Raw genomic sequence first — 14774 nt, 5'->3', positions numbered from 1 at the left:
TTACTTAAATACGATGAAAAACCACGGCTGTTGATTATCCAAAATTAGGCATACTCTTCCCGTATATTCGGGCATACTCAAATAAGACAGCTGCCATCTCGGATTTCCATTCGAGAGGAAGTTGTCCAGAGAAAAAACGACGAACAAACGAAAGAAAGGTAAGGGACGAGGTTGTCCGTTTTTCCGTGCGATGATATAGCCATCTCAGTAGCACATAAGCGATAAATGCCGCAAAAAGCTGGTTGTATACCGCATGCTCGTTGGTGCCAAATAAGGTCGGAACGTTTAGGTATTGCTTGATCCATCGGAAAGATGTCGTTGTGCCTGTCACCTGTCGAACGATGAGACATGAATCCCCTTGTGAGTAGTTGAGGCACATCTATTCTAACCAAGGAATCGGGTTCATGTCTTCTTTTTTGTTTGTAAATTTATGTTAGAAAATTTGCTCATCTACCGTTATTTAGTGTAAATAGTTGCACTGAACTTGACGGTGAGCGTAATCCTTTAGGGATAAAAAGTTTTTACTCCACTTGACAAATACTGTATCATTCATTGTGTTATTTCGCATGTTGAAAAAACTGATAGATTTGTTGAAATGATATGGTATCATCCACATGGAGAAGCAGTTTTTAGGATTAAGATAGAACTTGATCAGAAAAAAAGATACAAAAAGTATTTTCAATTGTAGATTTTTCTTTTTTTCTTCATTTGGATAAACCAGATGGTATTTGGAAAATTCGTATCATGCCCTTTAATATAGAGTACGATTTAGAAATAAAAACATTTGGGTTTCGAGTTAACGATGTTTTATCTACTTATGACTTCAGAGTGTGAAAGAGGAAATAGCATGAAAAAAAGTTACATTGCTTTTTTTGCATTTCTTATGTGTCTTTTGTATATGAGTTGGTCTAAAGAAGGTTGGAAAGGCATTTTACTTCTTTTATTAAAAGGTATTGTTATTTTTGTCGTTGTTTACGGTGTCGTATTTATTATTGTATGGTTGATTATGAAGTTAGTGTCAAGGCCGATTATTTTTTCCCCAAAATCGCCGGTTTAAAATTCCCCAGAAGGACCTTATTGATCCTTCTGTTTTTCTTGTTGGAGCCTCTTTTCCCGTAATCGATAGCTTTCCCCCTTTAGGTTGAAAATGATGGAATGATGCAGTAATCGATCTAACATCGCGGTCGCCAATACCGAGTCTCCCACAACTTCTCCCCATTCCCCAAAGCTTTTGTTGGAGGTGAGGATAATCGGGGCATGTTCATACCGACGGGCGATGACCTGAAATAAGTAATGGGCGCTGTTTGGGTCCAGTTTTAAGTACCCCATTTCATCAATAATGAGAACGGTTGGCTTCACAAACATGCGAAGCTTTTTTTCCAGCTTTCCTTCCTGGTCGGCTTTTCTTAACTGAGTGACCAAATCATGGGCGGTAATAAAATACGTTTTATACCCTCTTGCGATCGCCTCCATTCCAATCGAAATCGCCAGATGTGTCTTTCCAATCCCCGGCGGACCGAGAAAAAGGATATTCTCCTTTCGATCAATAAACGATAAGGTAAGCAGCTCTCGAATCCGACGCTCATCCATGGAAGGCAGTGCGTTAAAATCAAACGTATCGATCGTCTTGCGATATGGCAGTTTAGACAGTTTGATGAGCGTTTGGATCGATCGTTCCTGTTTTTCGATGATTTCCGCCTCTAATAAGCGGAATAAAAACTCCGAATATGGTATATTATGAGTAGCTGCGTATTCTGCCATGGCGGACCATCGCTCCGCCATGACAGGCAAATGAAGACGGTGGCAATACTCGTGTATTTGTTCTTTCATGAGCTTTCCCCTCGCAGGAATGTGTCATAAACGGACAATGGACGAGTATCCACTTCCACCGAAACAGGCGAAATGGTGACGGCCATTTCCGTCTGTTTCTTTTTGATTTTTTCGGCGAATGAAATCACTTTTTTCTGTTGGTTCAAGTAAGAAATCTCCTCCCCTCGATAATACAATCGAATATCCCCATTTAATCGCTCCTTCACCAGAATTTCTTTGCCCGCATACTCCGCCGATAAGAGCCATTGTTCCCCTTTGTATGAGAAACTGCCATCCCAATGCACTTTCCGATAGGAAAGATAGCTCGTATCGTAATCGTTCAACGGGAGAGGTTTCAGCTGTTCCTCTGCCCAACGCTCTTGCGGAGGAATGCCGGTAGTGGCGTTTGGCTTCCGATTCGCCACTTGATCGAGCCAACGATGGAGAAGGAAATTTAATTCCTCGATGCTTTCAAACGCTGTCCCCACATAGAAGTGATCCGTGATATACTGAATGGCTCGTTCGACTTTTCCCTTTGTCTGGGCCCGGTAAGGCCGGCACACTTTTGGAATAAATCCGTAGTAACTCGCAAATTCAGAAAATCGTTGATTCCATTTCACCACTCCTTGTTCCCGGCCGTCTGTAACGGTCTTCATATTATCAAATAACACCTTCTTCGGAACTCCCCCGAAGTATTGGAAACTCTGAATCAGGCATTCCATTAAGTGTTCCTGGTCCTGGCTGATCGTAAATACCGCGTATTTCATCCGCGAATAGCCTAATGTGGCCACAAATAGCGATAACTTGACTTTTCTCCCTTCGATTATCACCTCCCCGACTTCTTTCCAATCGACTTGCATTTGTTCACCAGGAAGCGTTTCATAACGAACGGTGTATTTCTTTTTCGCCGTCTCTCGGAAAGGTTTTATATAGTCCTTTAAAATCGTCTTTCCTCCTGTATAGCCCTGTTGTCGAATTTCGAAAAATAACTTTTCGCTATTGAACACCCCATCCTCTAACATTCGTTTTTGAAGATACTCTTTAAATGGATCTAACTTGCTTTTTCTTTGTTTTCGCTTAGATTTGGAAGGGGGATTGGGGGAGTGAATATATTTTCGAACGGTTTTCCGATCAATCCCCAACTCCCTCGCAATATCGGAAATACTCATTCCCCTTTCATACATCTCTTTGATCATAAAAAATTCCCCTCTCGTAATCACGAACCATAGCTCCTCTCATCGACACTATGGTTCTATTGTAAGTGGGGAATTTTATTCCGTCTATATTGGGGATTTTATCATCGGCTTTAACAGTTAGTTCGTTTTTTAAAAAGACGTCTGCAATAAATGACACGTTAGACAAAATATGTTTGAACGTTTCCACCATCCCATATGAGGTGTTTTTTTGTTATACTTGTTGCATCGATACATAGAAAGGATAGCACACGATGGAACGAAAGCATTTGTTATTAATCGACGGGATGGCGTTATTGTTTCGGTCGTTTTATGCGACAGCACCACGTTGGATGATGAATAGCCGTGAGGTACCGACGAATGCGGTATATGGGGTAGTAAAGCATATCGAAGCGGCGACAAATGCGCTCCAACCGACGCATGTCGTTTGTTGTTGGGATATGGGAAGTACGACGTTTCGCACCGAATGGTTTCCAGACTATAAAGCGAATCGAGGCGAGCCGCCACATGAATTAGTTCCGCAGTTTGATTTAGCGAAAGAAGCGGTTGCGATGCTAGGTATTCCGAATATCGGCGTACTTGGTGCCGAAGCGGACGATTGCATCGGCTCGCTTGTAAAGCAATATCGTGATGAGATGGGCATTTCGATTGTAACCGGAGACCGCGATTTGTTTCAGCTTCTTTCAGAGCGTGTCACTGTCTATTTGTTGGCAAAAGGCATCGGCAACTACGAGGCGTATACGCTCGGACGCTTTATTGAAGAAAAACGGATTCAACCACAGCAGCTCGTCGATGTGAAGGCGCTTATGGGCGATGCAAGCGACAATTACCCAGGCGTGCGCGGCATCGGGGAAAAACAAGCGTTTAAACTCATTCAACAATACGGCTCGATTAAAGGAATCTTGGAAAACTTAGCGAACTTAACAAACGCACAGCAACAAAAAATAACCGAACATCTCGACTTGCTTCATTTGTCGCGAAAACTTGCGGTCATCCATTGCGATATTCCGATTTCCTTACGATTAGAAGAAGCGAAATGGGATGGAGAGCGCAAGCGGTTTGCGGAAGTATTAGAAGCGATTCGGTAGGACGAAGTAGAGGAGAATATGTATGTTAGTGGAAGGGACAAAAAGTGGATTGTTTCATTGTCGCAGAAAAAGCCGGACGTTGAACAATAAAAAAGTGCTAACGAACGTAGACGAGTCTACCTTAAGGGCATTAGATCTAAAGTCTTTTCCTATCATTGCTGATTTTGAAATTTTAATAACGGCTAAGAGTAACAAAACATGGGGAAAACATATTTACTTTTATAGCGCAAAACGAAATGAAATTGTTACTACATTTCCATGGTGGGATTTTGCAGAGGAATTTTTGGGGATGTGGGATGAACATGATATTCCGATCGGCACAATTGATCGCCCTTTTTTTGACCTTGAACAAGGTTGGCATATTATTATTTTCGAAAAGCGTGACTATGTGTATGTTTTAGAAGGCGATGAGTTTTGTAGCGAGCATAATAAAATTCACACATGGTATCGAGTCCCGAAAGATGTGTATTATGAACAGTGGAAAAAGTTGTTGAATATGTTTTAACCAACCCCATATAGAGGCTGGTTTTTATTTACGAACTTGCCCATTTCCATACACGAGCGTTTTTGTTGTCGTGATGGCGCGCAATCCCATTGGGCCGCGGGCGTGCAGTTTTTGTGTGCTAATGCCGATTTCCGCGCCGTATCCGAATTGTTCGCCATCGGTGAAGCGGGTAGAGGCGTTATGGTACAATACAGCGGCATCGACGCGCGCGAAAAACTGCTCTACATGTTCATTGCATTCGGAAATAATCGCTTCCGAATGTTTCGTGCCGTAGCGTTCAATATGCTCAATGGCTTCATCGACTGTTTTGACGAGCTTCACCGCTAAAATTGGGGCTAAAAATTCGGTCGCCCAGTCTTCTTCTTTTGCCTCACAGACGAACGGGTATGTAGCCGCAAGCTGTTTGTCACCGCGTAGTTCGACCCCTTTTTCATGCAGCGTTTCAAGCAACGCACTTATATATGGCCATTGGTGGTGAATGATGACCGTTTCGACCGCATTGCAGACGGACGGGCGCTGCAGTTTAGCGTTTATGACAATATCAATCGCCATTTCTTTTTGTGCGGAGTCGTCAATGAAAATATGACAATTGCCGACGCCTGTTTCTAATACAGGAATCGTGGCGTTTTCGACGACGGATTGAATGAGACCAGCGCCGCCGCGTGGGATGAGAACGTCTACATATTCTTTTAAGCGAAACATATGTTGTGCCGTTTCGCGACTCGTATCTTCTAGTAGTTGAATCGAGTCAACTGGAACAGAAGACCGTTTTAACGCTTGTTGCATAACGGAAACAAGCGCTTTATTTGAGTGAATAGCGGAAGAACTGCCGCGCAACAAGACGGCATTTCCTGTTTTTAAGCAAAGAGTAGCTGCATCGACCGTCACATTCGGACGCGCTTCGTACACCATGCCGACAACCCCAAGCGGCACGCGAATTTGTTTTAATAGGAGCCCGTTTGGTCGCGTCCATCGTTCGATCGTTTCTCCAATCGGATCTGGCAAGTTGATAACTTGGCGAACGCCATCAGCCATTTGATGAATGCGTTCTTCGGTAAGTTGCAACCGGTCAAGCAAGGAAGGAGAGAGCCCGTTTTCTTTTCCGAGCGCCATATCTTTTTCGTTTTCTTGTAAAATGTACGGCATTTGCGCAATTAGCGCTTCCGCGATCATTGAAAGCGCCTCGTTTTTTTCTTCCGTCGATAAAATCGCTAAATGTTTTGCGGCATGTGTTAACTTTTTTGCTTTTGTTAGTAATTCGTTCATCCGTTTTCGCTCCTTTCGTTTTTAGCGGATCGGCATCCTTTTTAAGCAAACTAAATGATCACGATGAATAACTTCTGGACGGTGATGAAAAGAATATTGTTTTGCTTGTTCACTTGCCATTCCTTTTACTTTTTGTAAGTCATCTGCTGCATAATATACTTGCCCTCTAGCAATCACATCGCCTTTTTGATTGACGACGTTGACGACATCGAGCGCTTGAAACGAACCGAACACATTGGTCACCCCAGCAGGCAACAAACTTTTTCCTTTATGCAAAAGGGCGCTTTCTGCTCCTTCATCAATTTCAATTGCTCCAGACACTTTTGAGTGATAGGCAATCCATTGCTTCCGTGTTTGCATATGTCCGTGAAAAGGAGTGCCGATATACGTTCCGTCACCTTTTCCTTCTAAAATATGTTTGAGCTTTTCTTTTCCTTTCCCGGTGCCGATAAAGACGCTGACGCCGAAAGAAAGGGCCTTTTGCGCCGCAAGTAGCTTCGATTTCATTCCGCCTGTTCCAACCGTTGACCCGCTTCCGCCTGCTTGTTCCATTAGCTCGTCAGTAATTTCAGGGAGAAAATGATATTTTTTCGCTTCCGGGTGGCTTGGGTGTTGATCATATAGGCCGTTAATGTCCGTCAAAATGATTAAGGCGTCCGCATGCAAAAATCCACTCACCAAAGCAGATAATAAATCGTTATCCCCAAACGTCAACTCTTCGACAGAGACTGAGTCATTTTCGTTAATAATTGGAAGCACCCCGCGGTCAAGTAGTGTAGAAATTGTTGCAAACAAATTACGAAATCGCTCGCGGTCGTAAAAATCTGCGCGTGTTAACAACAATTGTCCGGTAACGATATGAAACGAACGAAAGGCGGAAATGTAGCTTTGCATGAGCATTCCTTGCCCGACAGCTGCGGCTGCTTGCTTTCCCGCCATTGTTTTCGGGCGGGAACGATATCCGAGCAACCCAAATCCAGCGGCGACCGCCCCAGAAGAAATGAGAATGATATCGTGCCCAAGTTGTTTCATATACGCAAGTGCTTCAACATGTTCACGTAGTTTTTGTTCCGAAAGCGTTCCGTTTTTTTCAGTTAACGAGCTGCTGCCAATTTTGATGACGATTCGCTTTTTTTTCACCATTTCACTCCTTTCTCCAAAATAAACAACGCTTTTTCGCCCTTATAGAAAAGGACGGAAAAGCGTTGTTTCCGCGGTACCACCTTTTTTGGCGCAATGCGCCCACCTCTTACCCTGTAACGTAGGGGAGACGGCTTATGTTTGCATAAGCGGCCGTAATAGGGTAGGTTCAACCGACTTTCCGTGAGGAACCTTCCAGCCTATGGGTTCCATTCTCTGGCACATTCCATCGGTTTACTCGTCCCGTACCTCGTTTCATATACACCTTTTTTCAGAATTATGAAACAAAAAAACGAAGATGTCAACAGATTTTACGACTGTTTGGACAAAAGGCGGAGTTTACGCTCATGTTGAAGTGTTTTAGAAGAAAGCAAATCGACGGTTTCTTGCGTGTCGGTTAGTTCATCGCGTAGTTGATCAACTTTTTCGTTTAGCTGCTCGAGCTGTTCTCTCATTTCTTGTTTAAGGGCATCGATTTTCGCTTCTAATTTGCTTTCTACACCACGGATTTCTGTTCGAAGCTCTTGCATTTCTACTCGAAGTTGCTGTCCCATTTCTTGCATTTCAGAGCGAAGTTGGTTGCCCATTTCTTGCATTTCAGAGCGAAGTTGGTTGCCCATTTCTTGCATTTCAGAGCGAAGTTGGTTGCCCATTGCCTGCATTTCAGTACGGAGTTGATTGCTCATTTCCTTCATTTCGTGATGAATGTTGTCCGAGAATAGCTCGAGCGCTTTCACAATTTCTTTTACAATTGTTTCTTTCTCCACTTCGATTCACCTCCCCTCTACTTGCCATTATAAATGAATGATGGACAAGAAAGAAATATGTTTCTCATCATTTTTTGAACATAAAAAAGTAAATGTATGAAACTTTTACCTGTATTTATACGTTATAATGGAATAAAAGAGAAAGGAGTGGAAAACATGGGGTTAGTGTTACAGCATGTAACAAAACAGTTTGGTTCGTTTACAGCAGTAGATGATGTGACATTATGTATTCCAGAACAGCACATGTTCGGATTTCTCGGGGCGAATGGAGCGGGAAAGACGACGACGTTTCGAATGATTTTAGGGTTGCTTGAACCAACGAAAGGTGAGATTACGTGGAACGGTGAGCGCATCACATATAAGCATAGTCATCTTATTGGGTATTTGCCGGAAGAAAGGGGATTGTATCCAAAACTAAAAGTAAAAGAACAGCTCATTTATTTAGGGAGATTGCGAGGATTACATAAAGAAGAGATTGTAAAAGAAATGCGCTATTGGCTCGAGCGTTTTAAAATACCACAATATGAAAATCAAAAAGTAGAACAATTATCAAAGGGAAATCAACAAAAGATTCAATTTATCGCTGCGGTGTTACACCGTCCACAATTACTTATTTTAGACGAACCGTTTAGCGGATTAGACCCGGTAAATGTCGAAATGTTGAAAAAGGCAGTCATCGATTTGCAGCAAAAAGGAACAACGATTGTTTTTTCAAGTCATCGGATGGAACATGTCGAGCAATTATGTGAACATATATGTATTATGCATAAAGGGAAACCGATTGTTCATGGATCGATAAAAGAACTCAAGCGATCTTTTGGCAAGAAAAATGTCATTATTCACGGAGAACTTCCGTTTGAAACGTTAACAGACATTCCCGGCGTATTAAAAATGGAGAAAATGGTTGAAGGGGTTCGCTTACAAGTAGCAGACGAAAGTGTATCGCAACGTATCCTTGAACATATTTATGCAAAAGGATTTATTCGTACGTTTTCATTAGAAGAACCATCGCTGAATGACATTTTCATTGAGAAAGTAGGTGCAACGTATGAACAATAAGTTTTGGATCGTTTTTCTTCATACGTATGTAACGAAATTAAAATCAAAGTCCTTTTTCATTTCAACGATCATTACCGCTTTTATTGTATTTGGTATTAGTCAGTTAGATCGTATTATAGAAGCATTTAGTGATGGTGGTGAAAAGACGATTGGTGTTATTGACGAAACGAACGGATGGTATGAATCATTGCAAGCGCAATTGCAATCGAATAAAGAAATAAAACTTATTCGCCATGATAAAAGTGAAGAACAAGCAAAAAAACTTGTCCAGACAGAACAGTGGTATGCGTATATCGTGCTTCATGTACAAAATGGGCAACCGAAAGTGACATATTATGCGAAAAATATTGCAGATACCGATGTCACCTACGAAGTTGAGCAAGCGTTACAGCACGTTAAAATCGCAATGATGGCAAAACAGATCGGATTAACGTATGATCAAATGAACGCGTTATATGCGCCAATCGCTATGGAGAAAGTGGCGCTTGAAGAACATGCAAAAACAGAAGAACAATTAAATCAGGCAAGAGCGATCGTATATGTGCTACTGTTTGCCATGTATATGTTCGTTTTAATGTATGGAAGTATGATTATGATGGAAGTAGCAACGGAAAAATCATCACGCATTATGGAAATTTTAATTTCAAGTATCTCACCTATTCAACAATTGTTCGGAAAAATTTTAGGAATTGCTTTGTTAAGTTTAACGCAGTTTGTTATTATTTTTTCAGTTGGTTATGCATCGATGAAAAATAGTGATATGTTACGTCAGTTGCTAGGCATGAACGAACTACCACTTTCTTTGATGATATATGGCATTATCTTTTTCTTGCTCGGTTATTTGTTGTATGCGATGTTATTTGCAGTGCTTGGTTCGATCGTTAGCCGAGTGGAGGAAGTGCAACAAATGGCAGGACCTGTCACGATGCTTGTTGTTGCGGCGTTTATTATGGCAATGTTTGGTTTGAATGCACCAGAATCTCCGTTTATTACAGCAATGTCGTTTATTCCGTTTTTTGCTCCAATGATTATGTTTTTAAGAATTGGAATGTTGCACGTTCCGGTTTGGGAAATTGCCTTTAGTATTGTTTTACTCGTCGGGACAATTGCCTTTTTATTTGTGTTTGGTTCAAAAATATATCGTGGTGGCGTGCTTATGTATAATCAAGCATCTTCATGGAAAGATCTCAAGCGGGCATGGCAATTAACAAAAAAATAAAAAACCGAGCGGAATGCTCGGTTTTTTACATCGGTTTTGTCGGTGTCGGTTTGGCATAGCCTTCTTTATATGTTTCATCAATAAGCCGGCGAATATCTTTCACAGACATACCTTTTTCATATTGCTCAATCGAAACAGCTGCAATTTCTAAACAAACTCCACATTTTGTCGCATGGTCGTCCCAAATGACTGCACCATCGCTTTTATTTTCATATACAAAACAATCATAATTGTTTTCATGACCGACTGACTCACCGCATCCACAATAACAAGGAATGTTTTCTAGCAATTTTTGATGTGTCGCAGCTTGTTCGTATAAATGCGCCATAGATTCGTTATGTTTAGTTAAAAAAGACGGCAAACTATGAATGGAAGCTGTTTCTTCACGTATATCTTTTATTTGATGTTCCTGAGCATGATCATTTTCTTTTTGTGCACATCCACTAAACAATAAACTGACAGAGAGCATCGTGCTAAACATCAATCGTTTTTTCATCTCAACCATCCTTTTTCTAAAATGATAGAGGGTTCCGACTTTTTTCACTATTTCTTTTATCCTTTTACTATTATAATAAAAACAACAGTAAATGATAAGGAAAAAGGCGGGAAAAGGATGGAGTACATTGAAGTAAAAGGACAAACGGTAGAAGAGGCCATTGAAGATGGGCTAAAACAGCTTCAAGCAACGCGCGAAGAAGTAGTCATTGAAATCATACAACAAGAACGTAAAAAGTTGTTCGGTATCGTTTCACAACCGGCCGTTGTCCGACTAACGAAGAAGCAGCAAATAAAACAAGTTGTTCAACAGAAAGAAGGAAAAGTATGGATCGAAGATGGCTTGTTGTATTACGAATGTTTGGACGTTAGCCCAACGATTGTGATTGGTGAAGGTGTCATTTGTTTACATAATGGAGAAGTAATCGAAGGGACAATCACGTTACAAGAAGGAGACGATGTTCGCATTTATCCAAAAGAAGAAAGTATTGCACAATCAGTCTGGAAAATTGACATAGATGCTAGAAAGTTAGAGGCCACATTGACGTTTGCCCCCGGTATACGACGCCGATATGTACTTGAAGATCAGCAACCATCTAATAAATTGCATATACAAGCGAAAATGGAGAATGAGCTCATTTATGATGTGTCATATGACCAAGTGATGGCGAAACTGCAAGAGTTAGAAATTGTTTATGGAATAAATGAAGAAGCAATTCGTCAAGCGCTGCAGTCAGATAAAAAAGTAACGGCTGTTATCGCAAAAGGAATTGAACCGATCGAGGGAACAGACGGTTGGGTAGAAGTGAAAGTAGGAGAAGGAAGAAAAAAACCAAAAGTTCGTGAGGATGGAACGGTTGATTATCGTGAAATGGAAACGATCGCAACGGTCGGTGAGGGAGACTTAATCGCGATTGTTCATCCTCCGCAACCTGGAAAGCCGGGATTAACGGTGACGAATGAAGTGATTCCTGTTCGTGAAGTGCACCCAGTCATGATTAAGCTTGGTAAAGGGGTAACGATGGATGACAATCGCATTTTAGCAATGACAGGCGGACGACCACAAATTGCGAAAAAAGGAAAGACAGTCGTTGTTTCCATTATTCCGAAGCTCGTCCATCAAGGTGATGTCGATTTATCGGTAGGAAACATTCATTTTAAAGGCGATGTTGAAATTACAGGCAATGTTCAAGACGAGATGGTCGTTGAAGCACTCGGTAGCATTATGATTTTACAAAATGTCAATCGAGCAAAAATTCGTGCGCAACAATCTATTTTTATTCAACAAAACGTCATTAGCGGTACAGTCACATCAGGGGAAAATAAAATGCTCGTTACACAACTCATCGGTTTATTACAACAAATTCGCCAATCGCTTGAACGAATGATTGTTGCCATTCAACAATTGATGGTCATGTCTAAAATTCGTGAACAAGATATTTATCCGCTGACAAAGAGATTACTTGAAAGCAAGTTTCAAACGATGATGGAAGCGATGAAACAGTATAAAACGATGTGCGAACAAAAGCGTGAACAAATTGGTGAACAGTGGTTCGACATTGGTTCGCAGTTAGACGGCTGTTTGCTTGCAGATGGTCCAAATCATTTTCACTGTTTAGAAGGCATGGCAAATTTGCTTCGTGAACTTAATACATTTATCGGACAATACGATCGCGAAGAAAACGATGCGATTGAACTTTCGTATGCTTTAAATAGCGTCATTCATGGAAGTGGCGATGTAATTATAACAGGGAAAGGTTGTTATAATTGTAATATTTACGCCGGAGGAACATTGACTGTTCACGGAGTATTACGTGGTGGTGAAGCGTATGCGCAAAAAGGAATGAAAATTAAAGAGGTCGGATCTTCCCTCGGCATTAAGACGGTGTTAGCTGTGCCAAAAGGGGAGATAATTTATATTGAACACGCGTGGGAAGGAACAGTTGTTCAATTTGGTAAAAAAATGTATACGTTTTATGAAGAAAAAAAATATGTTGAAATGAAATGGGACGACGAACGCCAAGAGATTGTATTTGGATAAAAAAGACGCATGGCCAACAAAGCCGATGCGTCTTTTTATATATTTTTCGGATGATCATATAGTGTATAATGTAAATGTTCTTAATTTTCTTTCTTTTCAAAAGGAGGTCAGAAGATGAAAGCGATTGCAGAAGGAGATATTTTATGGGCTCCAACGAAAGAGCAAATCGAACAATCAAGCGTGAAAAAGTATATGGATTGGCTACAGAAGAGAAAAGGACTTTCATTTGATTCGCATGCGGCGCTATGGAAATGGTCGGTCGAGAACCTTGAGCAATTTTGGGAAACGGTGTGGGAGTATTGTGACGTTCAGTCGTCTGCATCGTATACGTGTGTGTTAGAAGAGCGAAAAATGCCGCGGGCAAACTGGTTTCCGGGGGCACGGTTAAATTATGCGGAACATATTTTTCGCAACATACAGGAAAAACCAGCAATTTTATTTCGTTCCGAGCGCGTTTCGCTCCGTGAAGTGACGTGGGAAGAACTAAAACAACAAACAGCATCGGTCGCTTCGGCACTGAAAAAACTTGGCGTCAAACAAGGAGACCGCGTCGTTGCTTATATGCCGAATATTCCAGAAACCGTCGTCGCATTTTTGGCGTGCGCGAGCATTGGCGCCATTTGGTCAAGTTGTTCACCGGATTTTGGTGCCAATAGCGTTATCGATCGCTTCCAACAAATTGAGCCGACCGTTTTATTTGCGGTAGACGGTTGCCAATATAACGGAAAAACGTTTGATAAAGTGCCTGTTGTGAAAGAGTTGCAACAAAAACTTCCATCGTTAAAAAAGACGATTGTCGTTCCGTATTTATGTGACGATATAAGCGCGTGGGACGATTCTGTTTTATTATGGATGGACATATTGCAACAAGAAGGCGAGCTAGTTTATGAGCATGTACCGTTTGCTCACCCGCTTTGGATTTTATATTCTTCCGGAACGACCGGACTACCAAAACCAATCGTGCAAGGGCATGGCGGCATTTTATTAGAGCATTTAAAAATTTTATCGATTGAATGCAACATTAAACAAGACAGCACGTTTTTCTGGTTTACGACGACGGGCTGGATGATGTGGAACTTTTTAATTGGCGGGCTATTAGTCGGGGCAACGGTTGTGTTATATGACGGGAGCCCAACGTTTCCTGATGCAAACGTCTTATGGGAGCTTGCCGAAAAAGCGAACATCACGCATTTTGGCACAAGCGCAGCGTTTATTAACGTGTGCATGAAACAAGGCATTCAACCGAAAGAAACCTATGATTTTTCACATTTGCAAGCGGTTCTTTCGACAGGGTCGCCGCTGACGACCGAGGGATTTCTTTGGGTGTATGAGCATGTAAAAGATGTTTGGCTCGTCTCATGCAGTGGCGGAACGGATGTATGTACCGCGTTTGTCAGTGGGTCTCCGATACTGCCGGTTCGTGCAGGGATGCTACAATGCCGCTCGCTTGGGGCAAGCGTACAGGCGTTTGATGAACATGGACATTCGCTGATCAATGAAGTAGGGGAATTAGTCATCACGGCGCCGATGCCGTCCATGCCGCTCTTTTTCTGGAACGACGAAAACGATCGCCGCTATCGCGAAAGCTATTTTGATACGTATCCAGGCGTATGGAAACATGGGGACTGGATTAAAATTGACAACGAAGGAAGTTGCGTCATTTACGGTCGCTCCGATTCAACGATTAACCGCGCGGGCGTGCGCATGGGCACGAGCGAAATTTATCGTGCTGTGGAAACGGTCGATGGCATTCTTGACAGCTTAGTCATTGATTTAGAAGTGATGGGGCGGAAATCGTTTATGCCGCTGTTTGTTGTCCTTCAACCAGGGGTGGAGCTAGACGATGCGTTAAAACAACGAGTGAAAGATGCCATTAAAGCGCACGTATCGCCGCGCTTTATTCCGGATGCGATTTACCAAGTCGACCAAATCCCAAAAACGTTAAACGGAAAGAAAATGGAAATTCCTATTCGCAAACTTTTACTAGGCTTCCCGCTTGAAAAAGCGGTGAACGTCGGCTCAATGGCAAACCCCGAATCGCTTTCTTTCTTTATCGAACTCGCAAAACAATGGGAACATTCAAACGTATAAGCAAGGCTGTTGCCGTTCGGCAACAGCCTTAAAGGCGTGCGCCTCTTTTCTTATTGACTTTTACGTAAACGTAAACTAAAATAAAATTCAGAAAATTAAAA

Annotated in this window: 13 protein-coding genes and 1 pseudogene; 7 read left to right on the top strand and 7 right to left on the bottom strand. The window is 41.9% G+C overall.

What is annotated here, in order from left to right:
- Positions 1-34: 34 nt before the first annotated feature.
- A pseudogene (locus tag HNQ82_RS06500) lies at positions 35-310 on the bottom strand (IS4 family transposase); the annotation flags it as partial.
- A 537-nt stretch (positions 311-847) separates the two neighbouring features.
- Here HNQ82_RS06500 and HNQ82_RS06495 point away from each other — a divergent pair.
- Positions 848-1057 (top strand): hypothetical protein, encoded by a 210-nt coding sequence (locus tag HNQ82_RS06495; RefSeq protein ID WP_183248173.1) that lies wholly within the window; start codon positions 848-850, stop codon positions 1055-1057.
- A gap of 17 nt (positions 1058-1074) precedes the next feature.
- Here HNQ82_RS06495 and istB read toward each other — a convergent pair whose 3' ends face one another.
- Positions 1075-1830, bottom strand: coding sequence for an IS21-like element IS5376 family helper ATPase IstB (gene istB, locus HNQ82_RS06490; protein WP_032099626.1), 756 nt, complete (start codon positions 1828-1830; stop codon positions 1075-1077).
- Entirely contained in the window at positions 1827-3029 is a 1203-nt protein-coding gene (gene istA / locus HNQ82_RS06485) for an IS21 family transposase (RefSeq protein ID WP_183248171.1), read from the bottom strand. Before istA ends, istB begins: the two co-directional genes overlap by 4 nt.
- 227 nt (positions 3030-3256) lie before the next feature.
- On the opposite strand from istA, the gene HNQ82_RS06480 reads away from it, so the two are divergent.
- On the top strand, positions 3257-4090 hold the full coding sequence (locus tag HNQ82_RS06480) for a 5'-3' exonuclease (protein ID WP_183248169.1): 834 nt from the start codon (positions 3257-3259) through the stop codon (positions 4088-4090).
- Between the two features lie 22 nt (positions 4091-4112).
- Complete coding sequence (locus HNQ82_RS06475) at positions 4113-4595, top strand: hypothetical protein (protein WP_183248166.1); 483 nt, start codon at positions 4113-4115, stop codon at positions 4593-4595.
- A gap of 24 nt (positions 4596-4619) precedes the next feature.
- Here HNQ82_RS06475 and HNQ82_RS06470 read toward each other — a convergent pair whose 3' ends face one another.
- From HNQ82_RS06470 to HNQ82_RS06460, 3 genes are all read right to left on the bottom strand, one after another.
- Positions 4620-5861 (bottom strand): glutamate-5-semialdehyde dehydrogenase, encoded by a 1242-nt coding sequence (locus HNQ82_RS06470; RefSeq protein ID WP_183248165.1) that lies wholly within the window; start codon positions 5859-5861, stop codon positions 4620-4622.
- Between the two features lie 21 nt (positions 5862-5882).
- Positions 5883-7001, bottom strand: a complete 1119-nt coding sequence (proB, locus tag HNQ82_RS06465; RefSeq protein WP_183248162.1) for a glutamate 5-kinase — start codon at positions 6999-7001, stop codon at positions 5883-5885.
- A gap of 311 nt (positions 7002-7312) precedes the next feature.
- Positions 7313-7768, bottom strand: coding sequence for a DUF1640 domain-containing protein (locus HNQ82_RS06460; RefSeq protein ID WP_183248160.1), 456 nt, complete (start codon positions 7766-7768; stop codon positions 7313-7315).
- A 156-nt stretch (positions 7769-7924) separates the two neighbouring features.
- Here HNQ82_RS06460 and HNQ82_RS06455 point away from each other — a divergent pair, with 156 nt between their 5' ends.
- Complete coding sequence (locus HNQ82_RS06455; RefSeq protein WP_183248158.1) at positions 7925-8827, top strand: ABC transporter ATP-binding protein; 903 nt, start codon at positions 7925-7927, stop codon at positions 8825-8827.
- Positions 8817-10046 (top strand): ABC transporter permease, encoded by a 1230-nt coding sequence (locus HNQ82_RS06450; protein ID WP_183248156.1) that lies wholly within the window; start codon positions 8817-8819, stop codon positions 10044-10046. Before HNQ82_RS06455 ends, HNQ82_RS06450 begins: the two co-directional genes overlap by 11 nt.
- Before the next feature lie 25 nt (positions 10047-10071).
- Here HNQ82_RS06450 and HNQ82_RS06445 read toward each other — a convergent pair whose 3' ends face one another.
- Positions 10072-10542: a PCYCGC motif-containing (lipo)protein gene (locus HNQ82_RS06445; protein ID WP_183248155.1), complete on the bottom strand. Its 471-nt coding sequence runs from the start codon at positions 10540-10542 to the stop codon at positions 10072-10074.
- Positions 10543-10659: 117 nt separating this feature from the next.
- Here HNQ82_RS06445 and HNQ82_RS06440 point away from each other — a divergent pair, with 117 nt between their 5' ends.
- Together HNQ82_RS06440 and HNQ82_RS06435 are read left to right on the top strand one after the other, a co-directional pair.
- Positions 10660-12582, top strand: coding sequence for a FapA family protein (locus HNQ82_RS06440; RefSeq protein WP_183248151.1), 1923 nt, complete (start codon positions 10660-10662; stop codon positions 12580-12582).
- 114 nt (positions 12583-12696) lie between these two features.
- Entirely contained in the window at positions 12697-14673 is a 1977-nt protein-coding gene (locus HNQ82_RS06435) for an acetoacetate--CoA ligase (protein WP_183248149.1), read from the top strand.
- The last annotated feature ends 101 nt before the right edge of the window (positions 14674-14774 follow it).

The sequence above is a fragment of the Anoxybacillus tengchongensis genome, assembly GCF_014201585.1.
Lineage (GTDB): Bacteria > Bacillota > Bacilli > Bacillales > Anoxybacillaceae > Anoxybacillus > Anoxybacillus tengchongensis.
The sequence above is the reverse complement of the archived record's forward strand: the minus strand, read 5'-3'. Positions and strand labels throughout refer to the sequence as shown.

What these genes read in the sequence shown, in the direction of transcription:
- HNQ82_RS06470 (WP_183248165.1), bottom strand. Translation starts at nt 5,861, where the DNA reads ATGAACGAATTACTAACAAAAGCAAAAAAGTTAACACATGCCGCAAAA.
- HNQ82_RS06435 (WP_183248149.1), top strand. Translation starts at nt 12,697, where the DNA reads ATGAAAGCGATTGCAGAAGGAGATATTTTATGGGCTCCAACGAAAGAG.
- HNQ82_RS06480 (WP_183248169.1), top strand. Translation starts at nt 3,257, where the DNA reads ATGGAACGAAAGCATTTGTTATTAATCGACGGGATGGCGTTATTGTTT.
- HNQ82_RS06440 (WP_183248151.1), top strand. Translation starts at nt 10,660, where the DNA reads ATGGAGTACATTGAAGTAAAAGGACAAACGGTAGAAGAGGCCATTGAA.
- HNQ82_RS06475 (WP_183248166.1), top strand. Translation starts at nt 4,113, where the DNA reads ATGTTAGTGGAAGGGACAAAAAGTGGATTGTTTCATTGTCGCAGAAAA.
- HNQ82_RS06455 (WP_183248158.1), top strand. Translation starts at nt 7,925, where the DNA reads ATGGGGTTAGTGTTACAGCATGTAACAAAACAGTTTGGTTCGTTTACA.
- istB (WP_032099626.1), bottom strand. Translation starts at nt 1,830, where the DNA reads ATGAAAGAACAAATACACGAGTATTGCCACCGTCTTCATTTGCCTGTC.
- HNQ82_RS06445 (WP_183248155.1), bottom strand. Translation starts at nt 10,542, where the DNA reads ATGAAAAAACGATTGATGTTTAGCACGATGCTCTCTGTCAGTTTATTG.
- HNQ82_RS06495 (WP_183248173.1), top strand. Translation starts at nt 848, where the DNA reads ATGAAAAAAAGTTACATTGCTTTTTTTGCATTTCTTATGTGTCTTTTG.
- HNQ82_RS06450 (WP_183248156.1), top strand. Translation starts at nt 8,817, where the DNA reads ATGAACAATAAGTTTTGGATCGTTTTTCTTCATACGTATGTAACGAAA.